This is a genomic window from Mycobacterium sp. URHB0044, from assembly GCF_000620625.1.
In the GTDB taxonomy this organism is placed as follows: domain Bacteria; phylum Actinomycetota; class Actinomycetes; order Mycobacteriales; family Mycobacteriaceae; genus Mycobacterium.
This window is the reverse complement of sequence record NZ_JIAW01000002.1, coordinates 94,898-119,604: the sequence shown is the minus strand read 5'-3', so window position 1 is coordinate 119,604 and position 24,707 is coordinate 94,898. Positions and strand designations below refer to the sequence as shown.

The window sequence follows — 24,707 nt, the reverse complement described above, 5'->3', positions numbered from 1 at the left end:
ACCAGCCTAGTCCGATGCGTCGTTCGCTCTAGCCGACGGTCTCCCAGAAGCGGGTGAGGGCCTCCGCGCTGCGCGCCGGATCCTGAACCATCCACCAGTGTCCAAGGCCGTCAAGCACTTCCGTGCGCGCACCGGCACGGTCGGCCGTCCGACGCCGGGCCTCGTCCGAGCCGATGTAGGGGTCCCCGGTGGCCAGTATCGAAAGGCCCGGCCGCGCCGCCGCGTTCTCCAGCGCCCGACCGGCTTCGGCCATCGCGGGCTGAGCCGCCGACCGGTACAGCAGCAGGACCGCCCGCCCCATCTCGGGCCCCTGCACTGCGGCGATCGACGTGGCGACGTCGGTGGGTATGCCCAGCGCGGCCAGCTGCGCAGTGCGGTCCTCAACCGTGCCGCCGAACATGGTGTCCACGAGTTCCTCGCCGGCGCCGGGCGTCTGCCAGACCTGTGCGAGGTCGTGCCAGACGTAGTCGGGGTCGAATAACCCGACGGCGTCACTCGCCCAGCTGCGCACAAGCTCGGGTCTGTGCATCGCCACGTTCACCACGTGGCCGCCGCCCCAGTCGTGCCCGACGAGGTCGACCGGCTCGGCAATTCCTTCCAGCTCGGCTTCGAGCCAGTCGCGGTAGGCGAGATGGGTCGCCGGGAAGTCGTCGGGCAGTGGTGCACCGAATCCCGGAGGCGACAACCGCACCACATCCGTGCGACCGAGGGCATCGACCATCGGGTCCCACAGCGCGTCACTCTCGGGATTGCCATGCACCAGAACGATTGTCATGGCTGCCATCCTGGCACAGCGTCACGCTGCGCCAGGATCATTTGATGGGCACCTCGGGTGTTCGATTCCCGGGAAGGGTCCGTGCACCGGCGTGTTGAGGACGCGAATCACGTTGTCCACGACGCAGGTTGACGGTCGCCACTCGGGAGATGAATGACGGTCTCAATAGCCGGGTGGGTGGGTCGATGAGGGCGCTGACCCTGAAGAATTGGGCGCCGACCATTCTGTCGGTCTCGCAGGCGGTCAGTACCGAATCGACGAGCCGGTTGCTGACTCGCATCGCCGGCGTTCGTCGTCCTTCCACCTCTGGGAAGGCCAGGTCGGAACCCGCCGCGAGCTGCCAGGCCACACCGATCGACTTCGCCGCGGCGCGGAAGTAACGGCGCGGCAAGTCAGCGACGCCGTGCCGCAGCGCCTCGCGCAGAGCCAACGCGTCCAATGCGGCTACCGACATACCCTGCCCGTAGATCGGATTGAAGCTGCAGATGGCGTCGCCGCAGACGAGCAGACCGTCGGGGAATCGCCGCATCTTGTCGTAACGGCGCCACTGGCTCGACGGCATGCGGTGTTGCACCACGGGAGCGATCGGTTCGCCTGCCCGTACCGCCGCGAGCAGGTGCGGCGGGGCGTACCCCTGCGCGAACGACAGCATTCCCTCCAGGTCGCGGGGCGGCTCGTGCCCCACCATCCCGAAGACCGTGAAGATCCAGGTGTCGTCCTCGTAGCCGGTGAGAAACATCCCGGTTGGCCGGCCGGGGGCAGGACTGATAAGAACCAGCATTTCCGTCAGGGTCCCCGGCGGGATCCGCAGCAGTTGGCTGACATAGGTGGTGTGCATGACGACGTGGTCCTCCACCGGTCGCCCGTATCCGAGGCCGTCCAGGAAGGCTGGTGTGTGCGCAGCGCGGCCCATCGCATCCATGACCAAGTCGGCCGCGATCTCCCGCTGAGCGCCACCGTCGCGGTCGATCACCCGCACGCCGGTGACGCGAGTGCGGTCCGCAGAGGCCGTCAGCTCGGCCGCATCGTGTCCGCCGAGGACCGTCACGTTGGACATCGCCTGCAGGCGCCGTCGCACATGGCACTCCAGGAACGGTCTGCTCGCCATGTACATCGCCACTGACTTGTAGTCGCCAGGGAACCTGCCGGTGCGGATCGATTCGTGGCCGCTGTAGGACAAGTAGAACCTCGAGAGATCCCCGTCGTCCCAAACAGGAGCTCCGTCGGCCACTAGCTCGTCGAGTATCGCCGGAAAGAACTCTTCCAGAATCTGAGCGCCACGTGGCAGTAGAGCGTGGACGTGCCGGCCCTGTGGCACACCGCGCCGGTTGCACGGGTCGTCGGACAACGCGTCCCTTTCGACCACGGTGACGGCCTTGAAGTGGTCGGCAAGCACCCTCGCGGCGAGCAGGCCGCCCATGCTTGCCCCGAGAACGACCGCGTGCTCACCCAGTACCGGCATGGGCAGAAGTGTGAGACGGCGCTGACGTGCCGCCTAGGGTAGTCAGCTACTCGAATTTCGCCCACGGGCGTAATGTCCTGAACACATGCCGGGGGGCATGTAGCTGGCATGACTCCGGGGAGGGATCAGCCGGTGTCAGGATGGCCACTGGTCGCGCGCGTGCAGGAACTTCGCCGCGCGTCCGCGGCGGTGCGCCCGGACTCCGGATATCGCGGCGTGGCCCTGGTCGGCGCGGCCGGGGTCGGCAAGACGGTCCTGGCCAGGACACTCGCCCAGTCCCTCGAGGCGGACGGGATGACCGCGCGGTTCGTGTTGGGCACCGCCACCGGGCAGGCGGTCCCGCTGGGCGCGTTTCACCGTGCGTTGCCCGTGGAGGATGCCCACGAGCCCGCCACCATGCTGGGTGCCGCGCACCGGGCGCTGGCCCGCGAAGACAACGTGGTGATCGTGGTCGACGACGCTCAGCTGCTCGACCCGCTCTCCGCCCTGTTGGTTCACCAACTCGCTGCCGCGGGAACCGCACTACTGATCGTGACGATCAGATCCGGCGATGTGGTTCCCGACGCCGTCACTGCCCTGTGGAAGGAGCAGTTGTTGTTGCGCGTCGACGTAGCGGCATTCACCCGCGCGCAGACGCAGGAGTTGGTCAGCGCCGTGCTCGACGGCGACGTCGATGGCAGCGTGATCGATCGGCTACACGACCTTGCCGATGGAAGCCCACTCGTACTGCGAGGCCTACTCAACGCGGCGCGCGAAGACCACGCACTGGTCCAACACGGCGGAAGGTGGCGCCTTCGAGCCCAACTCCACCTGGGTGCGGATCTCGACGAGCTCGCCGCAGCCCGACTCGAAACGCTGGCGGCAGACGAACGGGAAGTCGTCGAGATCGTGGCTGCTGCGGAGATATTGGACTGGGAAGTCCTGCGGACACTGTGTGCCACAGACGCCGTCGCGCGAACCGAACGTCGAGGCGCGATTCAATTCATCGCCGACGGATCCCACACCCTGACCAGACTGACGCATCCCATCTTCGGGGAGGCCATCCGGAAGCGCACCGGGACGGCGCGAACACGCCAAATCAATACCCTGCTCGCTCAACACTTCTGCGAATTCCTGCAGGAGCAAGCACTCCACACCGCCCGACCGGACGTCCGCAGCCGAATCCAGTTGGCCCGATTCATGGTGCTCAGCGACGTGGTGGCGGACCTGGAGGTGATCATCGACGCGGCTGCGGCCGCCGTGACGATGTCGAATCTCGTTCTCGGTGAAGACCTTGCACGCTTCGCCGTCGACCGCGGCGGCGGCTTGCCTGCAGCAATCGTGCTCGCCGATGCGATCAGCTGGCAGGGCCGAGGGCAGGAGGCCGAGGCGGTGCTCGCGGGCTTCGACCCCGATGGCTCCGACGAGTTGCTGACGGTTCGATGGGGCTGTCTGCGTGCGGCGAACCTGTTCTTCGGCTGTGGCCAGACCGACGCTGCGCGTGCGGTTCTCACGACGCTCAGAAACCGGGTCACGTCCGAAGTGATGCTGAGCTTCGTTACGGCGATGGAGGTGTCGATCGCGTTCTTCGGCGGCGACGTGCCCACTGCCGTCGTGGCGGGTCTCGCCGCGCTCGACATGCAGATGATGCCGATGGCCGAGGTGTGGGCAGCGATGGCGACCGCTGGGGCACTTGCGCTTTCGGGACGGTTCGCCCAGATTGCCCCTGTCGCCACACGCGGCGTACAGGCTGCCGAAGGCTGCGAATCGGGCCCACAGCGTTACGGCATCGGGTTGGCGGAGGTGCTGGGGTTCACCGAAGCGGGTCATCTGGACACCGCAGAGCGCGTATGTGGGCGGTACTCGGCGATGACCGTCGGTGTGCCGCAAGCGGAGGCGATCGTCAACGCGTTGGTTGGCCGCGTGGAGCTGGCAAGAGGGCGGGTGCTGGCGGCGTGTGAGGCGCTCCAGACGTCGCTGTGGACGATGTCGGAGTCACTTCCCCCGGGCTGGGTGATGCTGGTGGCGTCGTGGCTGGCGCAAGCCGAGGGAGCGTGCGGCAATGCCGAAGGCGCCGCCGCCGCACTGGCACGGGCCGAAGAGGCCAACGGGCCGCAAGTCGCCGTGTTCCTGCCGGAGCTCGAACTCGGGAGATCCTGGGATCGAGTGTGTGCCGGCGAGACGACGGCGGCTCGCGACCACGCGCTGCGCGCCGCGAAGATGGCCCGCAAGGCAGAGATGCACGCCGTCGAGATGCGGGCCTTGCACACCGCAGTCAGGTTCGGGGAGCGCTCGCATTATCCGAGGCTGCGGCAACTCGCTGCGCAGCTCGACAGTCCCCTGGCTGAGGCGATGACCGCGCACGGCCGGGGACTTGCCGACCACGACGGTGATCGCCTCGACGACGCCGCCGACCAGTTCGAGGGGATCGGCGCCATGGCAATGGCCGCCGACGCCGCGGCACACGCTGCGCGTGAACATGCCCGGTCGGGCACGCGAATAAGCGAGCTGGAATCGACGACCCGGGCGCACTGGCTGGCCAGCCGATGTGGCCTGCGCACTCCCGCCGTCGCGTGCGTCGAGGATCCGCTGCCGATCACCGACCGTGAACGAGAAATCGCCAATCTGGTGGGCGCTGACCTGACGAATCGCGAAATCGCCGATCGGCTGGGAGTGTCGGTGCGCACCATCGACGGCCACCTCTACCGCATCTTCGCCAAACTGCGCATCGAGGACCGCGACCAACTGGCCCGGCTGGTTCGAATCCGCCGCGCGACCTGACCGGTCGGTGGAAGTCGAGTAGTCGCCTACTCTAGGCCCCGGGACTCCCCCAGCGAGATCCTCGAGCATGTCAATCAGCCAGATCGGTGAGCGACTCAGCTTCGCCTTCCGCGTCGCGAGGACGAATCTGGGCCGGCACAGCGATTCGCCCGATGCGTCGACCGAGACGCGTTCCGTCACCGACGTGCTTCGTTCGGTGTTGCGGGCAGTCGGTTAGGGACGCAAGGGGCTTCGGGTCTCGTCAACCCCGCGCCGGGCTCTTCAACGCACGGATCGCCAACCACGCCGCCGCCCTGTCGTCGGGGCTCGACATCGACAGCCCGGTCAGTTCCTCGATGCGGCGAATCCTGGCAGCCAGGGTCTGACGATGGACCCTGAGCCGGCCGGCCGCCGATCCCCACGCACCGTGCTCGGCCAAGTACACCTCGAGCGTCCGCGCCAATGTCCCGTGCCGGCCGCCGTCATCCCGAAGCGGGTCCAGCACAGCGGCGATCCGCGTCGTCGCGCTCTCGTCGAGGTGCTCCAACACGTACGACACAGTCGCCAGCGTGCGATACCAAACCACCGAGCAGGAGTCGACGATCGCGATCTCCAGCGCCTGCCGCGCCTCGGCCGCCGACCGGGCCAACGCCTCGGGATTTGCCGACGACCCCAAACCCATCCGCAGCGGCATGCCGGCGTCTGCCGTCAGCCGTTCCACCATCGCGGCGAGTTCGGCCGCGCGATCGTCGCCGATGAACCCGAGCACCCGCCCGCGCTCGGCAGACATGACGTGGACGGCCCCCAGCTCGTCCAACCAGCGGACGGTGTGGCGTTCCGGATCGACGGCACGCGACCGGGACGCCACCGCAAAGGCCGTCAACGTCGGTTCGTGAACGCCCCAGCGCCGCAACAACGTTGCAGCCTCCGCACCGCCTCGCAACAACGTGGACACCATCACTTCACGGCCCAACCGCTCGGTCGCGGGGTGATCCACCGTGTGCAACAGCAGATCCAACAGGGCCGCAACCTGCGAGGCCAGGTCACGGCTGCGGCTGGTGGACCCGCGTGCACCGATGACGAGATACGCACTGACGTCCTCACCCTGCCCCACGGGGTGTACCTGCAGCCCCGGGTGACGGATGCGCACCCGCCGTCCGAACGCGACCGATCCGGCGTCGCGCACATGCAGACTGCCCGCGCCTGCGGTGGTGATTACCTCGCCGTGGGCGTCGAGAAGGACGGCCCACCCGTCGATCCTGTGCGCGAGTTCGGCGACGACCGCCACCACGCCACCGCGCCGGGCGACCTGGGTGAGCACCTTGGTTCCGGTCGTCACCCGCCGGTCCTCGGCCGCCTGGTCGGTTGCGATGAGCGCGGTCAGTTTCGGATGCACGACGTCCGCGGGCAGCTCGGGCACGACGATGGCGGTGATGCCGCGCGTGTCTAGCGCGGTTCGAATCTCCTCGTCCGCCGGGCCGCCGGCGATCAACGCCACGCATCCGGCCAGTGGCCCCTGCCGATCATCGGAGGCCAACGCCACCGCCCATTCCGCCGGGGTGGCGACGACCAGGGTGGCGTACCCCGGCGAGCTCGCCAGGACCAGGTCGGCGAGCACGATCGTGCCCTCCAACGGCGTCGCGGCGTCGACGGCGCCGACGACGAGTTCGGCGTTGAAGTACTCCGAGATCGACCGCACGTCGTATGCCACCGCGCGAGTGTACGAAATGATGATTTGAGGCACCGAAACCACACTTTTTGCGGCTGCCACGACAACCGCCGACTTCCTACGATTCGTCTGATTCCCCACTCGTAAGGAGCCCCGTGAAAGCCATCGTCTTCCGTGATCCCGGTACGGCAATCGAGTACGTGGACGTCGACCTGGCGGGGCCGAAGGCCGGGGAGGTGCGGGTACGGATCGCTGCGGCGGGCGTGTGCCACTCCGACCTGCACGTCAAGCGTGGCGAATGGGACGCGCCCGCGCCGCTGGTCATGGGCCACGAGGGCTCGGGCGTCGTGACCGAACTGGGCGAGGGCGTCACCACGCTTGCCGTCGGTGACCACGTCGTGCTGTCGTGGGTGCCACCGTGCGGTGAGTGCCGCTATTGCCGTTCTGGGCACGAAGCCCGCTGCCAGAAGGTCGCCACGGTCGTCGCACCCCTGGGAACTCTGTTCGACGGCACCTCGCGACTGTCGTTGGGCGAAGAGTCGCTGCACCACTATCTCGGCGTCTCCTCGTTCGCCGAAGAGGTGATCGTGCCGGCCTCCGGAGCGGTCAAGGTTCGTGAAGACGCGCCGCTGGACGTCATCGCAGTAGTCGGCTGCGCGGTGGCGACGGGCGTCGGCGCGGTCCTCAACACCGCGGCGGTCGAACCCGGCGCGACGGTGTGCGTCATCGGATGCGGCGGCGTGGGACTCAACGTCATCCAAGGCGCCAAGCTCGCCGGTGCGGCACGCATCGTCGCGATCGACGTTCGGGATGACAAGACGCACATGGCCGTTCAGTTCGGAGCGACTGATCGCATCAATGCCACGCACGCCGACGCGGAGGAACAGCTTCGCGCCCTGATCCCCGACGGCGTCGACTACGCGTTCGATGCGTTTGGGCACACCAGCACCACCGAACAAGCAATCCGGATGCTCGGGTTGGGCGGCGCGGCCGTGGTGGTCGGGCTGCCGCCAACCGGAGCCAAGGCTTCGTTCGAACCACTCGTGCTGGCCGAGGCCGATCAACGAATCCTCGGCTCGAACTACGGCTCGGTCCGGCCGTCGATCGACATCCCGGCCCTCGTCGATCGCTACATGGACGGCCAGCTCAAGCTCGATGCCCTGATCTGGGCACGCCGACCTCTCGACGAGGCGGCGGCCGCCTTCGAGGACCTCGAGTCCGGCGAGGCTCTGCGGACACTCTTGATTCCCTGAATCGCCTTGACCAACAACGAATCCCATACCAAAGGAACCCCATGAACTCACCTGCCGCCACCCCACTCGACGCCGGGCTTCGCCGCGGCGTGATGTCGGGGCCCGAACTGGCTGCGCAAGCCATCGCGAACATCGCTCCGAGCGCCGTCATCGCGTTCACCGCCGCGGCCATCTACCTCACGGCGGGCGAGGGAACGATCTACTCGTTCGCGCTGGCGACGGTGGTCATCCTGGCCGTCGGCTACTGCGTCGTCGTGTTCGCCCGCCGCAACGCCTCGGCGGGTTCGCTGTATACCTACGTTGCCAAGGGCCTTGGGCCATTTGGCGCCTACGTCGCCGGTGTTGCGCTGCTGGTCGGATGCTGGGGCATAACCGCCGGCTCGCTCGGCGGGGCTGTCTCGTACATGAGTGACTTCTTGGTCGCGCTGAAGATTCCCGCCACCGGCGTGGCCTGGCAGATCGTGCTCGCGGTCGTGCTCGGCGGGCTGGCGACACTCTTCACCATTCGCGGCATCCGGCTCTCGGCGCGGGTTTCGTTGACCCTGGAGCTCATCTCGGTCTCCATCATCGTCATCTTGCTGGTGCTCGCGCTGATCTGGGCGGGCCCGGCCGCCTGGGATCCGTCGCAGTTCTCGTTGGAAGGCGTTCCGCTGCAAGGCGTCGCCGCCGGAATGGTGCTCGGCATCCTGGGTTTCGTCGGATTCTCCTCCGCCGACGCGCTGGGCCGCGAAGCGCGCAATCCGTACACGGCGATTCCCCGGGCCATCATCTGGAGCGCGATCGTCGTAGGAGTCTTGTACGTGTTCGCCGCGTACACCCAGATCGCGGTTCTGCAGGAGAAACTGGCCGAGAGCGCGAACCCGTTGCAGGACATCGCCGTTCTGATCGGCATGCCGTCGTGGTTCACTCCGATCCTGCTCTTCGGGGTGGGCGCGTCGTTCTTCGCGGTCGTCGTCGCTCCGCTCAACGTGGTGGGGCGCATCGTGTACGTGATGGGCAAGGAGGGCGTCGTTGCCGACAGCCTTGGCCGCACCCACGAGCAGCATCTCACTCCGCATCGGGTCCTTCTCGTGGCCGGACCCGCCGCAGTGGTGCTGGACGTCGTGTTGCTCGCTGTTGGTGTGCAGCCGATGGAAATCGTGGTGTGGGTGGATACCTATGGCACCTACGGCTACATGGTCGCGTACTCCCTGGTTGCCGTGGCCTGCATCGCCTATACCAAGCGCACGAACCAACCGAACCGGGGCGTCTGGGTAGCGGCGATCGTGGCGGTCCTGGCGATGGCGTACACCTTCTTCGCCAACGTGTACCCGGTTCCGGCGTTCCCGCTCAACGTGATTCCCTACCTGTTCCTGGCCACCATGGCCGCGGCGCTGGCGTGGTACCTGCTCTTGATGCGCCGCCGCCCGGACGTCATCGCAAGGATCGGTCAGACCGAGACGGACACGCTCGAGGGCGTCGGGTAGCCAACTCCAGATGTGCTCGGCGCAACCAGCCTCAGCAGGTCGCGTCGACGTACACCGTCATCGAGGTGACCGTGGTGACGATGTCATCCATCGCGCCAGGTACACCTGAATCCATGCGGGAGAACGTTTGACCCGGACGTAGCCCGCTGACCACGCACTGATCGAGCGGTGCAGTGCCGACCTTGTTGACGATGACGTGGAACCCGTCGGCTTGGAGTTTGTCGACGGTCTGATCGACCGACGATGGACCCGCCGGCGCGGCAACGGCCGAACCGGCCAATCCGATGGCGGCACTGGCGAATACACCGACTGCAGCGGCAGCCATGGCGAGAGACTTCATTGTCTTTTCCCTTCGGGGTTGAATGGCACTTCCGGTAATGACGTGTGGGCCAATCCGCCATTCGTTACAGCTGCGGCGCGCTAGCCCCTACCGTTTGGGTATGCGCCTCGTCGCACCGCCCCTGGTGTCATTGCTCCTCGTTGCAGGCTGTTCGAGCGTCGCCGCCGCCGATGACCCGACCCCTGACGGCCGAACGTTCGTCTCAGTGGGCGTCGACGGTGAGCAGATTCCGGGTGGCGGCCCGCTGGTCCTCGGATTCGAGGCCGGCCAGGTCACGGCCTATGCCGGGTGCAATCACGGCTCTGGACCGGTCGATCTTGCGGACGGCCGGATGACCGCCCAGCTGGCGACGACCCTGATGGGCTGCCCGTCCCCGGTCGGCGACGCCGATGCATGGATGACCAGACTGTTCGACGCACGCCCGGCGTGGACGCTGGCCGGTGACACCTTGACCCTGACCGGCGATGGCGCCGTCGTCACCCTTCGCGACAAGAAGGTGGTGGATCCCGACCGGCCACTCACCGACACCACTTGGCTGGTGGAGAGCCTGGTCTCCGCGCAGGCGGTGACGACGTCGGTCGTGCTCGAGCAGGCGCGGCCGACCCTGCACATTGCACCCGACGGCGCATTGACCGGATGGACCGGTTGCAACCACATTTGGGGTCACGCCGATCTTTCCGGCGCTGCCAGTGCCATCGTGATCGGCCCACTCACCAGCACGGAGCGCTCCTGCTCGGCCGAGTTGGCCGGCGTCGAGCAGTCGGTGCTACGCGCACTCGACGGCCGCGTGCAAACAACGATCGACGCCGACGCGCTGCACTTGACCGGGCCCGACGGCCACGGGCTGATTCTTCGAGCTCAGTAACGCGCTAACGTGACGAGGTAACTGCCGCCAGCACCGAATCAGCTTCTGCCAGAGCCAATTTCGCCGCTTCCACCCGCTCAGTCGCTTCTTCGGCAGCTTGCTCGGCCGCCGTGTGCTCTGCGTCGGCCTCGTTCAACTCGCGTTCGGCCGCGTGCAGGGATTCCAAGATCTTCTCGTAGCGCCTGCGCGCGGACTTCAGCTCGGCCTTCCGGTCGCCAAGCGCGTCGACGGCCTCGGCTCGCGCCTCCTGTGCGGCCTCCACCTCGGCGGCCGCGGCGGCCTGCCTCTTCCGCGCAGCCCTGACCTCGGCCGCTGACGGTCCGGGCGGGGCCGATGGCTTCGGTTCGCGGGCCTTGGGTTTACTGGTCGTGGGGGTCGGAGCGTCCGCCTTGGGACCGGCGACGACGGCCGACGAAACGCCGAAGTCTCCGAAACCCGACCACTGTTCGGCCTTCGTCAATCTTCCCAGCCGCCCGGCGATCTCGGGGTCGGCGATCGCGGCCTGCAGCGTTCCGGTCACGTCTTCTCGCAGCGCGGCCGACGGATTCTCGATCCCGGCAGCGGTGAACCCCGCGCGCACCAGCTCGTCGATCAGCTTGCGTTGTGCGGCGGACAACTCGCGGATGCGAGCGCCGTCCATCGAGGCGTGGGCGGCGCGGAGCCGTTCGCTGAGATCAGCCAACCGCTCCCGCGCAGTCTCGTCGCTGCGAACCAGCGCGTTCACCACCCACGCCGCAGCGGTCGGCCGGCGGGCGGCGCCGATCTGCTTCGCGCCGTCCGCATCACCGCGCTTCTTCGCCGCGGTGACAAGCTCGGTGCGCAGCGCGGTGAACTCCTCCGGCGGAACGCCGTACAGCCGATCGATGTCGTCCTCGGCGCTCACAGTGGCGACGCTCCGCGAAGGTGCTCGAAGATGAGGGAGGTCTGCGTGCCCGCGACGTCGGCATCGGCGTTGAGGTTCTCGACCACGAACGAGCGCAGGTCCTCGGTGTCACGGGCGGCGACGTGCAGGATGAAGTCGTCACCTCCGGCAAGGAAGTAGACGTCCATCACCTGGGGCTTGCGCCGGATCTGCTGGATGAAGTTGCGGATCTTTCCGCGGGCGTTGGACTGCAGGCTCACCGAGATCATCGCCTGCAGCGACAAGCCGATCGCCGCCGGGTTGATGTCGGTGTAGAAGCCGCGGATCACCCCGAGGTCCTGCAGCCGCCGAACCCGCCCGTGACACGTCGACGGCGCGATGCCGATCGCGTCGGCGAGCGCGCTGTTGGAGATCCGCGCGTCACCATGCAGTATCGCCAGAATCCGCCTGTCGACGTCGTCCAGATCGCCGGGCCGAACATCCTTCGGCGAGCGCGGCAGACCCGCCACCGATTTCGTTGATTCTTCGGGCACTGGCCGATCTTAGCGAATCATCAACACGATCATTGCCATTCCATCGCGAATTATTCACACTTGATGCAGTTCACACGACTTTAGGAGCCGTCATGCGCGTCGGAATCCCGACCGAGATCAAGAACAACGAATACCGGGTGGCCATCACGCCCGCCGGTGTCGCCGAGCTGACCCATCGCGGTCACGAGGTGCTCATCCAGGCCGGTGCGGGCGACGGTTCGGCGATCTCCGACCTCGACTTCAAGGCCGCGGGCGCCCAGGTGGTCAACACCGCCGAGGAGGTCTGGGCCAAGGCCGATCTGCTGCTCAAGGTCAAGGAGCCCATCGAGGCCGAGTACGGCCGGATGCGCAAGGGCCAGACCCTCTTCACCTACCTGCACCTGGCAGCGTCCAAGGCCTGCACCGACGCATTGCTCGCGTCGGGCACCACCTCGATCGCGTACGAGACGGTGCAGACCGCCGACGGGGCACTGCCCCTGCTGGCCCCGATGAGCGAGGTCGCCGGGCGGCTCTCCGCCCAGGTCGGCGCCTACCACCTGATGCGCACGCAAGGCGGTCGCGGCGTGCTGATGGGCGGCGTCCCCGGCGTCGCTCCGGCCAAGGTCGTGGTGATCGGCGGTGGAATGGCAGGCGACAACGCCGCGGCCGTCGCCTGGGGCATGGGCGCTCACGTCACCGTGTTCGACCTCAACGTCAACATCCTGCGCAAGATCGACGCGGAGTACGGCGGCGCCATCGAGACCCGCTACTCGTCGAGGCTCGACCTGGAGGACGCCGTCAAGCAGGCCGACCTGGTCATCGGCGCCGTGCTGGTCCCCGGCGCCAAGGCGCCCAAGCTGGTCACGAATTCGACTGTGGCGCACATGAAGTCCGGCGCCGTGCTGGTGGACATCGCGATCGATCAGGGTGGCTGCTTCGAGGACTCCCGCCCGACGACGCACGACGATCCGACCTTCGCCGTGCACGACACGGTGTTCTACTGCGTCGCCAACATGCCGGGCGCGGTCCCGCGGACGTCGACCTACGCGCTGACCAACGCGACCATGCCCTACGTGCTGCGGCTCGCCGACAAGGGATGGCAGGCCGCCTGCCAGTCCGATCCGGCTCTGGCCAAGGGTCTGTCCACCCATGACGGCGCGCTGCTGTCCGAGCAGGTCGCCAGCGACCTCGAGCTGCCGTTCACCGATCCGGCGACACTGCTCGTCTAGCGCTTTCCCTCCCATCGCCCGGTCGGCGCCCACGCGGCGCAGGCCGGGCGATGACCTTTTTTCCGGGCAATCCAAAAATGTCCGGGCAATCCAAAAAGGCTTCCGAAAAAAGTGTGCAACGGAGGCAGGCTCGTCGCTCCTACCCGTAGAACCCGGCCAACCCCGCCGGGTCACACGGAAGGGAATCCGACATGTCCACCACCTCACTCCGCTCCCGCACGCGCTTCCTCCTCGGCGCCACACTGGCGGCCGCCGCGATCGGCGTCGGCGCCGGACCGCTCGGCCTGGCCGCCGTGGCAAGTGCCCAGCACGACGCCAATTGGTACGACTGGTGCATGAACAACCTGGACGAAGGGTCGGACTACTGCTGCGAGCACAGCGGTGGCGTCGTGCGCGGTGGCGCATGCATCGACCCCGACGATCTGCGGGCACCGTTGCAGGACATGCAGGTACTGGAGCCCAGCGGGCCCACGCATCCGTTCAACCCGGGAGTCATCTCCCCCACCGTCCGCGACACGTGGGTCGTCGCCCGCTAGCCGGCCGACGTGAACGACGGAGCCTGACATGAATCGCTCATTCGCCTCAGCCCTGATCATCGCCGTCGCCCTCGCGATGGGCGCGATGTCATCGGTCGCGTCGCCGGTCGCCCAAGCGAAACCGATCAGCGAGAAGACCATCAAGAAGGAGTGCAAGGACGCCGGTGGCACCTACGGCACCACCGTCAAACAGGGAACGCGCTTCTCGACGTGTAGCTACAACGACATCGGCGGCGACAACTACGTCGACTACTACGCCGACGGCAATTACTACAGCACGTGGCCACACTGACCGGCCGCAGGTGTCGGGTGCGGGCCCGACTTTGTCGAAAGCCTTCCCGCACCCGGCCCGCGCTGGTCGAATGGAACCACCATCGGCACGGAGCGAACGCATGACCGCACAACCCGACCGGCACACCACCGACGCTGATCTCGCGACCGCCGCCGCGGCCGGTGACCGCCCGGCGTTCGCCGCGATCTACGACCGCTACGCCAACCGGTTGCACGACTTCTGCGTCGGCATGCTGCGCGACCGCGACGCCGCCGCCGACTGCGTTCAGGACGCGTTCTGCACGGCGGCGACGAAACTGCCGCAGCTGCGCGACCCCGACAAGCTGCGCCCCTGGCTCTACTCCATCGCCCGAAACGAGGCGCTGCGACACCAAAGGGAGCGCCGCCGCGAGGAACCCACCGACATGCTGCCCGAACTCGAAACGACCCACGCCGGGCCCGAAAAACTAGCCGCCCAAAGCGAACTCGCCGAACTGGTGGCTCAGGCGGCGGGTGGACTCTCCGACCGCGACCGGACCATCCTCGATCTCACCTACCGGCACGAACTGGACGGCCTCGAACTCGCCGAGGTACTCGGCGTCACCCAAAGCAACGCAGGCACCCTGGTACATCGGCTGCGCGACACCGTGGAACGCTCGCTCGGCGCACTGCTCGTCGCGCGCCAAGTACGCAGCGCCCCCGAGACATGCCCCGAACTGGCGGCGATCATGGACGGTTGGGACGGTCAGTTCACCGTCCTGATGCGCAAACGGGTAGCCCGCCACATCGAGTCATGCGTGGTGTGCGACGACGAGCGCAGCCGAATGCTCACGCCCGCGGCGTTGCTCGGCGGCGCACCGGTGTTCATCCCCGCGCCTGCGTGGTTGCGTGACCACACCCTCACCGCCGCCCACTCGGCGTTGCCGAGACCAAGCTCGAACGAGCCGTTGGCCGCTGGCGGTTCACCGACCGGCGAATCGACTCGGCGCCGTTCCCGGGCGCTGGCCGCCGTCGCACTGATCGGACTGATCGTCGGTGCCGGAGCGACCATCGCGACGTTGAAGCGTGCCGACGGCACGGCCATCACGCCCGTCGTGGTCACCACGCTGGAGTCATCGACTCCGACTGTCACACAACCGATTTCGCACCTGCCCGCGCCGTTGCTGGCACCGCCTCAGACGGCGGCGACCGAATCGGCGCGCACGGCCGAGTCGACCAGCGCCGCACCCACCGCCGTGGCACCCGCGACCCCCACCACCAAGCGGACCCGGGCGACGGAGGTCTCCACGACGGTCACCACCGAACCGACCCAGTCGTTCACACCGACCGTCCGCTCGACACCCACCCGCACCACGGAGGTGGAGACGACATCCGAAGAACCGCCGAGCAGCACGTCAACACCCGAACCGACGACGCCGACCAGTCGTCGGCCGCCGCCCGTGGGCACGCGCGTTCCCGGCACCATCGTCGAGGTGACGACGACGACGATTCCGCCGATCGGCTAGGGGCGGCCCGTCAGCCACGGCACTGCGAGGCCAGCCAATTCGCCGATCAGCGGGCGCAGGTTCTCGGCCTTCGGGTCGTCGGTGCGCGAACGCGTCATGATCGACAGCAGCACCCGTCTTCCATCGGGCCCGTAGACGATCCCGACGTCGTTGGTGCTGCCGTAATCGCCGCTGCCGGTCTTGTCGGCGCTCGTCCACCCTGGCGGCAGCCCCGCCCGCATGCTGGAGGTGACGTTCGCCCGCATCCAGGTCTCCAGCAGATCGCGACTTGCCGGCGCGAGCGCGTCACCGGTGAGCAGGTTCTGGTAGCCGCCACCGAGCGCCCGCGGCGTGCTGGTGTCCCGGAGATCCCCTGGCACAGCCGAATTCAGTTCGGTTTCCCAGCGGTCGAGGCGGGTCTCGTCGTCGCCGATGCTGCGGGCGAAGTCCGTGACGGCCGGTGGGCCGCCGATTGCGCGGAGCAATAGATTGGCTGCCGTGTTGTCGCTGCGCTGCAAAGCCGCTTGGCAGAGGTCCGCAAGTGCCAACGTGCCACCGACGGCGGGTTCGGTGACCGGCGAGTTGGACACGATGTCGGCCGACTCGATGGGGACCGCGTCATCCAGACGCAGCTGGCCGCGCTCGGAGCCTCGCAATACGCGGGCCGCGGCGTAGCCCTTGAACGTCGAGCACATCGCGAACCGCTCACCGTCGAGGTAGGTGATGCTGCGACCGGTGGTCAGGTCGACGCCGTACACGCCGATCTTGGCGTTGTGGCGTTGTTGTAGTGCGTCGATCCGGTCGTGGATCGGCGGCACCGGTTCATCCGTGTCGGCACGAGCGGGTTCGCGGGAGCAGGCGGCCAGCGCGGCGAGCGCCGCCGAGCCAATCAACAAGCCGCGCCTGGAGAGTCGATTCATCGACTCCCACCGTACCGATCAGCCGGCGATGGATCGAAGCGCCGACGGCAACGCCCGCTTGGACCGCATCGGCCCCAGCACGGCGGCACCGAACGGCTTGCTCAGCAGTTGCCGCGCCACCGCGTTGACCTCGTCGAGGGTGACGGCGTCGATCTGTTCGAGGGTGTTCGCGATGGTCCGGTGGCTGCCGTAGTTGAGCTCGCTTCGCCCGATGCGGTGCATCCGCGACGCCGAGTCCTCGAGACCGAGTACCAGGCCACCACGCAAGGAGCCCTTGGCAATTCGGCACTCGCCGTCGGTGATGCCGTCGCGTGCCACCTCCTCGAGCACGTCGGTGGCCACGCGGACCACCTCGTCGAACCGCTCCGGCAGGCACGCCGCGTACACCGAAAGGGCGCCGGAGTCGGAGAAGGTGTCGACCGTCGAGTACACCGAGTAGGCCAACCCGCGCGTCTCCCGAATCTGTTGGAACAGACGCGAACTCAGGCCGCCACCGAGAGCGCCGTTGAGCACCGACAGCGCCCAGCGGTGATCCCAGTGCCTGCCCGGTGCGCGTACGCCCAGGTACAGGTGCGTCTGCTCGCCGTCCCGGTTGACCACCTGCAGCGTCGGTTGGCCCGGCACCCGCCCGGTGCCCTTGCGCGGAGCCACCGGCTTGCGCCCACGCACCAGCCGCGGCCCGAAGTACTCCTTCACCAGGGCCACGACGTGGTCGTGATCGACGTTGCCCGCCACCGCCACGATCATCCGCTCGGGCGTGTACCGCCGGACGTGGAAGGAATGCAGTTGTGCGCGTGTCATTCCCTCGATCGACTCGACGCTGCCGATCACCGGCCTGCCCACCGGATGTGCCCCGAACATCGCCGAAAGGAAGACATCCCCGAGGGTGTCCTCCGGATCGTCGTCGCGCATCGCGATCTCCTCGAGCACGACGTCGCGTTCCACCTCGACGTCCTCGCTCGCACACCGGCCACGCAGCACGACGTCGGCGACCAGATCCACCGCCAACTCGACGTCGGTGTCGATCACGTGGGCGTAGTAGCAGGTGTGTTCGCGCGCGGTGAACGCGTTCAACTCGCCGCCGACGGCGTCGACCGCTTGCGCGATCTGCACCGCCGAGCGGGTCGGCGTCGACTTGAACAGCAGATGCTCGAGGAAGTGGGCGGCGCCGGCCACGCTGCGACCTTCATCGCGTGACCCGACGCCTACCCACACCCCCACCGATGCCGAATGCACCGATGGGATGAACTCCGTGACGACGCGCAGTCCACCCGGAAGGGTGGTGCGCCGTACTGATTCAGTTACTGGCGGTCGCGGCATCGGCAGGTGCCGCACCCGAATCCGTCGAGACCTCGGCAGGTGCTTCGGCAGCCTCGTCTTCGGCCACCAGCACCAGCGAGATCTTGCCGCGGTTGTCGATGTCCGCGATCTCGACGCGCAGCTTGTCGCCGAGCTTCACCACGTCCTCGACCTTGGCGATGCGCTTGCCCCGGCCGAGCTTGGAGATGTGCACCAGCCCGTCACGACCCGGCAGCAACGACACGAACGCGCCGAAATCGGTGGTCTTGACCACGGTTCCGAGGAACCGCTCCCCGATCTTGGGCAGCTGCGGATTGGCGATGGCGTTGATCTTGTCGATCGCGGCCTGCGCCGATTCGCCATCGGAGGCGCCGACGAACACGGTGCCGTCGTCCTCGATCGAGATCGAGGCACCGGTCTCCTCGGTGATCGAGTTGATCATCTTGCCCTTCGGCCCGATGACCTCGCCGATCTTGTCGATCGGCACCTTGATCGTGGTGATCCGCGGCGCGTACGGGCTCATCTCGTCCGGCGCGTCGATGGCCTCGGCCATCACGTCCAGAATCGTCAGCCGCGCATCCTTGGCCTGCGACAGCGCTCCGGCCAGCACCTGCGATGGAATGCCGTCGAGCTTGGTGTCCAATTGCAGGGCGGTGACGAAGTCCTTCGTGCCTGCGCACTTGAAGTCCATGTCGCCGAAGGCATCTTCGGCGCCGAGGATGTCGGTCAGCGTGACGAACCGGCGCTCGGTGCCGCCGCCCTCGACCTCGATGTCGTCCGAAACCAGGCCCATCGCGATGCCCGCGACCGGCGCCTTCAGCGGAACGCCCGCGTTCAGCAGCGACAGCGTCGACGCGCACACCGATCCCATGGACGTGGAGCCGTTGGAGCTCAGCGCCTCGGAGACCTGACGGATGGCGTACGGGAACTCCTCGATGCTCGGCAGTACCGGCATCAGGGCCCGCTCCGCCAGCGCGCCGTGGCCGATCTCGCGCCGCTTCGGCGAACCGACCCGGCCGGTCTCACCGGTCGAATACGGCGGGAAGTTGTAGTGGTGCATGTAGCGCTTGGACTTCTCGGGCCCCAGCGAGTCGATCTGCTGGGCCATCTTGACCATGTCCAGGGTGGTGACACCCATGATCTGGGTCTCGCCACGCTCGAACAACGCGCTGCCGTGCGCGCGCGGGATGACGGCGACCTCGGCGGACAGTGCGCGAATGTCGGTGATGCCACGGCCGTCGATGCGGAAGTGATCGGTCAGGATCCGCTGGCGCACCAGCTTCTTGGTCAGCGACCGGTAGGCGGCGCCGATCTCCTTCTCGCGGCCGGCGAACTGCTCGGACAGCCGCTCGAGCACCTCAACCTTGATCTCGTCGGTGCGGTCGTTGCGCTCTTCCTTGCCGGCGATCGTCAGCGCCTTGGCGAGCTCGTCGGTGGCCACCGAGGACACGGCGTAGAAGACGTCGTCCTGGTAGTCGGGGAACACCGGGTACTCGCCGGTCGGCTTGCCCGCGGCCGCGGCCAGCTCCTGCTGGGCCGTGCACAGCGCTGCGATGAACGGCTTCGCAGCCTCGAGGCCCTCGGCGACGATGGCCTCGGTGGGTGCCTGCGCACCGCCCGCGACGAGCTCGATGACCTTGTCGGTGGCCTCGGCCTCGACCATCATGATCGCGACGTCATCGGCGGTCTTGCGGCCGGCGACGACCATGTCGAACACCGCGCCCTCGAGCTGCTCAACGGTCGGGAACGCAACCCACTGGCCGTCGATCAGCGCGACGCGCACGCCGCCGACGGGGCCGGCGAACGGGAGTCCGGAGATCTGGGTGGACGCCGACGCGGCGTTGATCGCCAGGACGTCGTACAGGTCCTTGGGGTCCAGGCTCAGGATGGTGACGACGACCTGGATCTCGTTGCGCAGGCCACTGATGAAGGTGGGGCGCAGCGGCCGGTCGATGAGCCGACAGGTCAGGATCGCGTCGGTGGACGGCCTGCCCTCGCGACGGAAGAACGAGCCCGGGATCCGTCCCGCGGCGTACATCCGCTCTTCCACGTCGATGGTGAGTGGGAAGAAGTCGAAGTGGTCCTTGGGCTGCTTGCTGGCGGTGGTCGCCGACAAGAGCATGGTGTCGTCGTCGAGGTAGGCGACGACGGCTCCGGCGGCCTGTTGTGCCAGCCGGCCGGTCTCGAAGCGGATGGTGCGGGTGCCGAGGCTCCCGTTGTCGATGACGGCGGTCGATTCGAATATGCCGTCTTCAATTTCTACTGCAGACATGACGTGCGTCAGGCCTCTCTGGTTCTCGTGTTCGGTGTTTTACGCCATCACACGCCAGAACCCGGGAAATCCCGACGGCCATCGATCGAAGCGGCCGGACCAACCCATACGAGCTGGGTGCCCGACAGCCACTACCGAAGACCGCCCATTCGAAGACGGGTCTGGTGCGACGCGCTGGAACGGTGCGCGCGGTTGTGCGCGAACCGCACCGGATGTTCGAGCCTTTCCAGCTCAAAACACGTTCATGCTACACCGTGGCAATCGCCGGATTGCCCGATGGGACTGCTTAGCGCACGTCCTCGACGCACACCGTGAACTGGCGTTCGTCGTAGGCGTAGCCCACTCCGGTGGCGCACTGATCGACGTTCGCCACGTTCTGTAGCACCTGGGTGGCTCGCTGCCGGTCGGGCGCCGAGGCGTCGCTGCAGTCGACCCGGACCGGATCGCGGTCGTTTTCGGGGTCGACGCTCATGCAGCCGCCGACCACCCAGTCGACGTCCATGCACACCGTGGTGCCGGAGTTGCTGAACGAACTGCGGGTCGAATAGTACGAATCTGCATCCGACGGGCAGTCGTCGGTGTCTTGCACCGTCGAAATCACCTTGAAATTCGAAGCGGCGCTGCCACACTCGGCCTTCGAGGCTTCCGGGCGGTCGGGTGGGCCGCCGATCTTGAGACAGTCACCTGCCTGCATGTCCGCGGCGGCCGCCGACGAGCATCCCGAAACCGTGAGCGCGATGACGACGGCCGACATGACCGCGCGAAGCGCCCTCAGTCGGATCAGCGGCGCAGACCCAGTCGCTCGATCAGCGAGCGGTAACGCTGCACGTCGACCTGCGCGACGTACTTCAGCAGCCGGCGGCGGCGACCCACCAGCAGCAGCAGACCGCGCCGCGAGTGGTGATCGTGCTTGTGCAGCTTGAGGTGTTCGGTGAGGTCGGAGATGCGCTTGGTCAGCATGGCGACCTGCGCCTCCGGCGAGCCCGTATCGGTCTCGTGCAGGCCGTACTGGCCCAGGATTTCTTTTTTCTGTTCGGCAGTAAGCGCCACGAATTCACTCCATTTGATCGGTCCGCGAGGTTCATCTGAGGCACTGCCACCGCGAACTGCAGCAATGCTGGGTCGCCGGAGAGTCTAACAGCGCACCAGTGCTCAGAAGGAATCGCGCAGAATCGTCCGCGCCTTGGCGGTATCGGCGCCCATCGCCGTGATGAGGTCGTCGACCGAGGCGAACCTCTCCTGCCCCCGGATGCGGGCGACGAAGTCGACCGCGACGTGCTGACCGTACAGATCGGCTTCCGTGTCGAGGACGAACGCCTCCACGGTGCGCGTGCGGCCCGAGAACGTCGGATTTGTGCCCACCGACACCGCCGCCTGGTACCGCTCGCCGGGCGTGACGGTGCCCATCACCGGGCCGTGCCCCAGCACCGTGAACCACGCGGCGTACACACCGTCGGCGGGGATCGCCGAGAACATCGGCGGCGCGACGTTGGCGGTGGGAAAGCCCAGGACCTTGCCGCGGCCGTCGCCGCGCACCACGACGCCTTCGACCCGGTGCGGCCGGCCCAGCGCCTCCGTCGCGGCCACCACGTCACCGGCGTCGACGCAGGACCGGATGTAGGTGGACGAGAACGTCACCGTCTCGTCGCGGTGATGCTCGGCCACCAGCGACATGCTCTCGACGGCGAAGCCGAACCGCTCACCGGCCTTGCGCAGCATGCCCACCGTGCCCGCAGCCTTCTTGCCGAAGGTGAAGTTCTCGCCGACCACGACCTCGACGACGTGCAGCCGTTCGACGAGCAACTCGTGGATGTAGCGCTCGGGGGTCAGCTTCATGAAGTCGTGGGTGAACGGCATGACGAGGAAGACGTCGATGCCCATTTCCTCGACGAGTTCGGCGCGCCGGGTCAGCGTCGTGAGCTGGGCCGGATGGCTGCCAGGGAACACGACTTCCATCGGATGCGGATCGAACGTCATCAAGACGGTCGGCACCTCACGGGACCGGCCGGCCTTGACGGCATGATTGATCAGTTCGGCGTGTCCACGGTGCACACCGTCGAACACGCCGATCGTGACGACGCATCTGCCCCAGTCCGTGGGGATCTCGTCCTGACCCCGCCAGCGCTGCACGTCTGCAAGCGTACGGCGCGGCGGCCCCGTCGTCGTCGCTGGATCCCCAGTTGAGGTGATCATTGCCTAAACTTCTTGGTTGTGACTCCTGAAGGCAATCAGCGCGACCTGTCGACGGTTGCCGAGGACTATCTGAAGGTCATCTGGACCGCGCAGGAATGGTCGCTGGAGAAAGTCAGCACGAAGCTGCTCGCCGAACGGATCGGGGTGTCGGCGAGCACCGCGTCGGAATCCATCCGCAAGCTCGCCGACCAGGGACTGGTCGACCACGAGAAGTACGGCGCGGTGACGCTGACCGAGGCGGGGCGCAAGGCGGCGCTGGCGATGGTGCGACGCCACCGGCTGATGGAGACGTTTCTGGTCAACGAACTCGGCTACGGCTGGGACGAGGTCCATGACGAGGCCGAGGTGCTCGAGCACGCGGTATCCGACCGGATGCTCGACCGCATCGACGCCAAGCTCGGCTATCCCACCCGCGATCCGCACGGCGATCCCATCCCGGCTGCCGATGGCCAGGTGCCCACGCCACCCGCGCGCCAGCTGTCGGTGTGCCACGACGGCGACGCGGGCACGGTGGCACGGATCTCGGATGCAGATCCCGAGATGCTGCGCTACTTCGACAGTGTCGGCATCAGCCTGGACTCGCGGCTGCGGGTGCTCGCCCGGCGCGACTTCGCGGGGATGATCTCGGTGGCCATAGAGAACCCCGCGAATCCCGCGGCGCCCGGCGACGCAGGTGAGACCACCGTGGATCTGGGAAGCCCTGCGGCGCAGGCGATCTGGGTGGTCGCCTAACCCGTTGGCCCCAGTCCGTGTACCAGGCGAAGCGCCGGCCGCAGGGCGCCCGCCCGGGCACGGGCCTCGCTGCCCGACGCCAGGGCTTCGAGCAGCGCCATGCTCTTCACCAGCTGCGCGACTCCCTCTCGCTCGACGGCTTTGACGACGGAGCCCCTGACGAGGGTCCCGGCGAAGTCGCCGACGACGGTGAACCGCGAGCCCGTTCCCGCGGGGGTGATGGTGAAGCCGCACTGGGCGGTCAGGCCTGCCACTCCGGTCCCGACCATCATCATGCTGACCGGAGCGATGATCGACTCCACCGTCCACACGATGTTGTTGGCGACACCCAAGATGAACATGCCTGCGGTCAGTCTCGTCCCCGCTGCGAGACTGGCCGGCGGCTCCACCAGCCAGCGGCCGTGCACCGTGAACCACTCATCCCAGGTCCGTGGATCGGCGACGATCGCCCACAGTGCATCCGGGGCGGCGGCGAGATGCCGGGAGACTGCGACATGGCCCATGCCCGCTCCTTGCATTCGTTCGTCGGTCAGGTGCGCTTCGTGGTGTCGGTAGCATACCTGCCAGTTGGTATCTAAGTTGGCCGGAACGCAGCACGACGGGACTTTTTCCTCCCTTGTGGCCCATGCCAGTTCAGGTCTGCGGACGCCCGTCCGACGCGAGCGCCTCGCTGAGATCGCGCCGCAGGCGGGAGCTCGCCCGATCCCAACGCTTGCGCAACCGGCCGACGTCGCCGTCGACGAAGCCGGTCAACAGGATTCCCCGCAGCGCATCCATCGCCGTGTAGACCGAGTCTCTCAGGTCCTTCTGCGCGGCCCGGTCGGGCAGTACCTGCCCGATCGCCGCGAACAATGCGCCGTTCACCACCGGCTCCACCCGCTGAACGTGATGCGCGAGTGTCGGATCGGTTCGAGAAGCCATCCAAAGCTCAAGTGTGGCAACGAAGATCGGGCCCTGATGCAAATCCCAGAGGAAGTCCAGGACGGCCGTCGCCGGATCGACACTGTCGCGGATTCGGCCTACTTCGCGAATGGTCACCTGAGCCCGCTGCTGCGCCAGGTGCTCGATCGCCGCGACCACCAGATCCTCCTTGGCGCGGAAGTGATGGATCTGCGCGCCTCGGGTGACTCCGGCCAACTCGGCGACGCGGTGCGTGGTGGTGCCCGCATAGCCATACGCCACCAGACACTCGACGGTGGCATTGAGCAGGCGCAGGCGCATGGCGGCACTGCGTTCGGCCTGAGTGCGCCGCCCGCGTCGGACGTCCGCGCCCTCACGTGTGCTGACTGCGTCGGCCCCTTCCCACCCCCGGTCGGTGGATCGATGTTACCTCCAGATCGGCAGGTAATCGCGTTGCTCCCTCTACGATCCGGGGGTGGCGAAACTCGAGCTGACCCGAACGCTTTCCCTCACTCCGGAGGACGCGTGGGTGCATGTGTCCAACCTCGCGGAATTGGGCGACTGGCTGCAGATGCATCAGGGGTGGCGATCGGAACTTCCCGACGAACTCACCGTCGGAACCACGGTCATCGGCGTGGCAGGTGCCAAGGGCTTGCGCAACCGGGTGACGTGGACGGTGCGGAAGTTCGATCCGCCATCATCTTCAAGAACCACGGGGTCGCTGGAGATCACCGGCGACGGCGTCGGCGGTGCCAAGTACGCCCTCACGATGACCGTGGCGCCGAAGGACGCGGGCAGCTCGTTCACCGTCAAGCTCGATCTGGGCGGCAGGCCTCTGTTCGGCCCGATCGGAGCAGCGGCGGCCCGCGCCGTGAAGGGCGACATCGAGAAGTCGATAGAACGGTTCGAGGCGCTGTACGGCTGATCGG

Annotated in this window: 25 protein-coding genes; 11 read left to right on the top strand and 14 right to left on the bottom strand. The window is 67.3% G+C overall.

Annotated features, from left to right (window positions below):
* Positions 1-28 precede the first annotated feature (28 nt).
* Complete coding sequence (locus N536_RS0104575) at positions 29-775, bottom strand: alpha/beta fold hydrolase (RefSeq protein ID WP_029112522.1); 747 nt, start codon at positions 773-775, stop codon at positions 29-31.
* Positions 776-812: 37 nt separating this feature from the next.
* Positions 813-2,237, bottom strand: coding sequence for an NAD(P)/FAD-dependent oxidoreductase (locus N536_RS37465; protein WP_051574248.1), 1,425 nt, complete (start codon positions 2,235-2,237; stop codon positions 813-815).
* Positions 2,238-2,369: 132 nt separating this feature from the next.
* Here N536_RS37465 and N536_RS0104565 point away from each other — a divergent pair, with 132 nt between their 5' ends.
* Positions 2,370-4,997: a LuxR C-terminal-related transcriptional regulator gene (locus N536_RS0104565; protein ID WP_036435495.1), complete on the top strand. Its 2,628-nt coding sequence runs from the start codon at positions 2,370-2,372 to the stop codon at positions 4,995-4,997.
* Positions 4,998-5,064: 67 nt separating this feature from the next.
* Positions 5,065-5,214 (top strand): hypothetical protein, encoded by a 150-nt coding sequence (locus N536_RS42045; RefSeq protein ID WP_155948417.1) that lies wholly within the window; start codon positions 5,065-5,067, stop codon positions 5,212-5,214.
* A gap of 24 nt (positions 5,215-5,238) precedes the next feature.
* On the opposite strand, the gene N536_RS0104555 is transcribed toward N536_RS42045, so the two are convergent.
* Positions 5,239-6,687, bottom strand: a complete 1,449-nt coding sequence (locus N536_RS0104555) for a CdaR family transcriptional regulator (RefSeq protein ID WP_029112520.1) — start codon at positions 6,685-6,687, stop codon at positions 5,239-5,241.
* 113 nt (positions 6,688-6,800) lie between these two features.
* Between N536_RS0104555 and N536_RS0104550 the strand changes: the two genes are divergently transcribed.
* Positions 6,801-7,898 (top strand): alcohol dehydrogenase catalytic domain-containing protein, encoded by a 1,098-nt coding sequence (locus N536_RS0104550; protein WP_029112519.1) that lies wholly within the window; start codon positions 6,801-6,803, stop codon positions 7,896-7,898.
* Between the two features lie 41 nt (positions 7,899-7,939).
* Positions 7,940-9,364: an APC family permease gene (locus N536_RS0104545; RefSeq protein WP_029112518.1), complete on the top strand. Its 1,425-nt coding sequence runs from the start codon at positions 7,940-7,942 to the stop codon at positions 9,362-9,364.
* Positions 9,365-9,395: 31 nt separating this feature from the next.
* Here the strand turns inward: N536_RS0104545 and N536_RS0104540 are convergent, their stop codons facing one another.
* The gene (locus tag N536_RS0104540) at positions 9,396-9,704 is read right to left on the bottom strand and encodes a hypothetical protein (protein WP_029112517.1); all 309 of its coding nucleotides are present in this window, start codon (positions 9,702-9,704) and stop codon (positions 9,396-9,398) included.
* Positions 9,705-9,804: 100 nt separating this feature from the next.
* Here N536_RS0104540 and N536_RS0104535 point away from each other — a divergent pair, with 100 nt between their 5' ends.
* On the top strand, positions 9,805-10,569 hold the full coding sequence (locus N536_RS0104535) for an META domain-containing protein (RefSeq protein WP_029112516.1): 765 nt from the start codon (positions 9,805-9,807) through the stop codon (positions 10,567-10,569).
* A gap of 4 nt (positions 10,570-10,573) precedes the next feature.
* Here the strand turns inward: N536_RS0104535 and N536_RS37460 are convergent, their stop codons facing one another.
* Both N536_RS37460 and N536_RS0104525 read right to left on the bottom strand, forming a co-directional pair.
* Positions 10,574-11,452, bottom strand: coding sequence for a hypothetical protein (locus N536_RS37460; RefSeq protein ID WP_051574246.1), 879 nt, complete (start codon positions 11,450-11,452; stop codon positions 10,574-10,576).
* The gene (locus N536_RS0104525; protein ID WP_029112515.1) at positions 11,449-11,964 is read right to left on the bottom strand and encodes an Lrp/AsnC family transcriptional regulator; all 516 of its coding nucleotides are present in this window, start codon (positions 11,962-11,964) and stop codon (positions 11,449-11,451) included. The genes N536_RS37460 and N536_RS0104525 overlap by 4 nt, the downstream gene beginning before the upstream one ends.
* 92 nt (positions 11,965-12,056) lie before the next feature.
* Here N536_RS0104525 and ald point away from each other — a divergent pair, with 92 nt between their 5' ends.
* The 4 genes from ald to N536_RS42520 all read left to right on the top strand — a co-directional run bounded on the left by ald (position 12,057) and on the right by N536_RS42520 (position 15,483).
* Positions 12,057-13,172 carry an alanine dehydrogenase gene (gene ald, locus N536_RS0104520; RefSeq protein WP_029112514.1) on the top strand — a complete coding sequence of 372 codons (1,116 nt, stop codon included), beginning with the start codon at positions 12,057-12,059 and terminating at the stop codon, positions 13,170-13,172.
* 191 nt (positions 13,173-13,363) lie between these two features.
* The gene (locus N536_RS0104515; RefSeq protein ID WP_029112513.1) at positions 13,364-13,708 is read left to right on the top strand and encodes a hypothetical protein; all 345 of its coding nucleotides are present in this window, start codon (positions 13,364-13,366) and stop codon (positions 13,706-13,708) included.
* Between the two features lie 28 nt (positions 13,709-13,736).
* Positions 13,737-14,000: a hypothetical protein gene (locus tag N536_RS0104510; RefSeq protein WP_029112512.1), complete on the top strand. Its 264-nt coding sequence runs from the start codon at positions 13,737-13,739 to the stop codon at positions 13,998-14,000.
* A 100-nt stretch (positions 14,001-14,100) separates the two neighbouring features.
* Positions 14,101-15,483, top strand: a complete 1,383-nt coding sequence (locus N536_RS42520; protein WP_081809074.1) for an RNA polymerase sigma factor — start codon at positions 14,101-14,103, stop codon at positions 15,481-15,483.
* Here N536_RS42520 and bla read toward each other — a convergent pair.
* The 6 genes from bla to N536_RS0104475 form a co-directional block, all read right to left on the bottom strand.
* A complete protein-coding gene (bla, locus tag N536_RS0104500) occupies positions 15,480-16,382 on the bottom strand; it encodes a class A beta-lactamase (RefSeq protein ID WP_029112511.1) in 903 nt (300 codons plus the stop codon). The genes N536_RS42520 and bla overlap by 4 nt on opposite strands.
* 18 nt (positions 16,383-16,400) lie before the next feature.
* On the bottom strand, positions 16,401-17,702 hold the full coding sequence (locus N536_RS0104495) for a pitrilysin family protein (protein WP_029112510.1): 1,302 nt from the start codon (positions 17,700-17,702) through the stop codon (positions 16,401-16,403).
* Positions 17,680-19,953 carry a polyribonucleotide nucleotidyltransferase gene (locus N536_RS0104490; RefSeq protein WP_029112509.1) on the bottom strand — a complete coding sequence of 758 codons (2,274 nt, stop codon included), beginning with the start codon at positions 19,951-19,953 and terminating at the stop codon, positions 17,680-17,682. Before N536_RS0104490 ends, N536_RS0104495 begins: the two co-directional genes overlap by 23 nt.
* Before the next feature lie 286 nt (positions 19,954-20,239).
* Positions 20,240-20,707 (bottom strand): hypothetical protein, encoded by a 468-nt coding sequence (locus N536_RS0104485; RefSeq protein WP_029112508.1) that lies wholly within the window; start codon positions 20,705-20,707, stop codon positions 20,240-20,242.
* Between the two features lie 26 nt (positions 20,708-20,733).
* A complete protein-coding gene (gene rpsO / locus N536_RS0104480; RefSeq protein ID WP_029112507.1) occupies positions 20,734-21,003 on the bottom strand; it encodes a 30S ribosomal protein S15 in 270 nt (89 codons plus the stop codon).
* A 102-nt stretch (positions 21,004-21,105) separates the two neighbouring features.
* Positions 21,106-22,083: a bifunctional riboflavin kinase/FAD synthetase gene (locus tag N536_RS0104475; RefSeq protein WP_029112506.1), complete on the bottom strand. Its 978-nt coding sequence runs from the start codon at positions 22,081-22,083 to the stop codon at positions 21,106-21,108.
* A gap of 81 nt (positions 22,084-22,164) precedes the next feature.
* On the opposite strand from N536_RS0104475, the gene mntR reads away from it, so the two are divergent.
* Complete coding sequence (mntR, locus tag N536_RS0104470) at positions 22,165-22,878, top strand: manganese-binding transcriptional regulator MntR (RefSeq protein ID WP_029112505.1); 714 nt, start codon at positions 22,165-22,167, stop codon at positions 22,876-22,878.
* Here the strand turns inward: mntR and N536_RS37450 are convergent.
* Positions 22,875-23,381, bottom strand: a complete 507-nt coding sequence (locus tag N536_RS37450; protein WP_064751520.1) for an SRPBCC family protein — start codon at positions 23,379-23,381, stop codon at positions 22,875-22,877. The two genes, mntR and N536_RS37450, sit on opposite strands and share 4 nt — an antisense overlap.
* Before the next feature lie 130 nt (positions 23,382-23,511).
* Positions 23,512-24,099, bottom strand: coding sequence for a TetR/AcrR family transcriptional regulator (locus N536_RS37445; RefSeq protein WP_051574245.1), 588 nt, complete (start codon positions 24,097-24,099; stop codon positions 23,512-23,514).
* A gap of 154 nt (positions 24,100-24,253) precedes the next feature.
* Between N536_RS37445 and N536_RS0104455 the strand changes: the two genes are divergently transcribed.
* Positions 24,254-24,703 carry an SRPBCC family protein gene (locus tag N536_RS0104455; RefSeq protein ID WP_029112504.1) on the top strand — a complete coding sequence of 150 codons (450 nt, stop codon included), beginning with the start codon at positions 24,254-24,256 and terminating at the stop codon, positions 24,701-24,703.
* Positions 24,704-24,707 lie beyond the last annotated feature (4 nt).

Excerpts from the sequence above, each read along its gene's own strand:
- N536_RS0104575 (WP_029112522.1), bottom strand. The coding sequence starts at position 775 with ATGACAATCGTTCTGGTGCATGGCAATCCCGAGAGTGACGCGCTGTGG.
- N536_RS37465 (WP_051574248.1), bottom strand. The coding sequence starts at position 2,237 with ATGCCGGTACTGGGTGAGCACGCGGTCGTTCTCGGGGCAAGCATGGGC.
- N536_RS42045 (WP_155948417.1), top strand. The coding sequence starts at position 5,065 with ATGTCAATCAGCCAGATCGGTGAGCGACTCAGCTTCGCCTTCCGCGTC.
- N536_RS0104545 (WP_029112518.1), top strand. The coding sequence starts at position 7,940 with ATGAACTCACCTGCCGCCACCCCACTCGACGCCGGGCTTCGCCGCGGC.
- N536_RS0104540 (WP_029112517.1), bottom strand. The coding sequence starts at position 9,704 with ATGAAGTCTCTCGCCATGGCTGCCGCTGCAGTCGGTGTATTCGCCAGT.
- N536_RS0104535 (WP_029112516.1), top strand. The coding sequence starts at position 9,805 with ATGCGCCTCGTCGCACCGCCCCTGGTGTCATTGCTCCTCGTTGCAGGC.
- ald (WP_029112514.1), top strand. The coding sequence starts at position 12,057 with ATGCGCGTCGGAATCCCGACCGAGATCAAGAACAACGAATACCGGGTG.
- N536_RS0104515 (WP_029112513.1), top strand. The coding sequence starts at position 13,364 with ATGTCCACCACCTCACTCCGCTCCCGCACGCGCTTCCTCCTCGGCGCC.
- N536_RS0104510 (WP_029112512.1), top strand. The coding sequence starts at position 13,737 with ATGAATCGCTCATTCGCCTCAGCCCTGATCATCGCCGTCGCCCTCGCG.
- N536_RS42520 (WP_081809074.1), top strand. The coding sequence starts at position 14,101 with ATGACCGCACAACCCGACCGGCACACCACCGACGCTGATCTCGCGACC.
- bla (WP_029112511.1), bottom strand. The coding sequence starts at position 16,382 with ATGAATCGACTCTCCAGGCGCGGCTTGTTGATTGGCTCGGCGGCGCTC.
- N536_RS0104495 (WP_029112510.1), bottom strand. The coding sequence starts at position 17,702 with ATGCCGCGACCGCCAGTAACTGAATCAGTACGGCGCACCACCCTTCCG.
- N536_RS0104490 (WP_029112509.1), bottom strand. The coding sequence starts at position 19,953 with ATGTCTGCAGTAGAAATTGAAGACGGCATATTCGAATCGACCGCCGTC.
- N536_RS0104485 (WP_029112508.1), bottom strand. The coding sequence starts at position 20,707 with ATGTCGGCCGTCGTCATCGCGCTCACGGTTTCGGGATGCTCGTCGGCG.
- N536_RS37450 (WP_064751520.1), bottom strand. The coding sequence starts at position 23,381 with ATGGGCCATGTCGCAGTCTCCCGGCATCTCGCCGCCGCCCCGGATGCA.
- N536_RS37445 (WP_051574245.1), bottom strand. The coding sequence starts at position 24,099 with ATGCGCCTGCGCCTGCTCAATGCCACCGTCGAGTGTCTGGTGGCGTAT.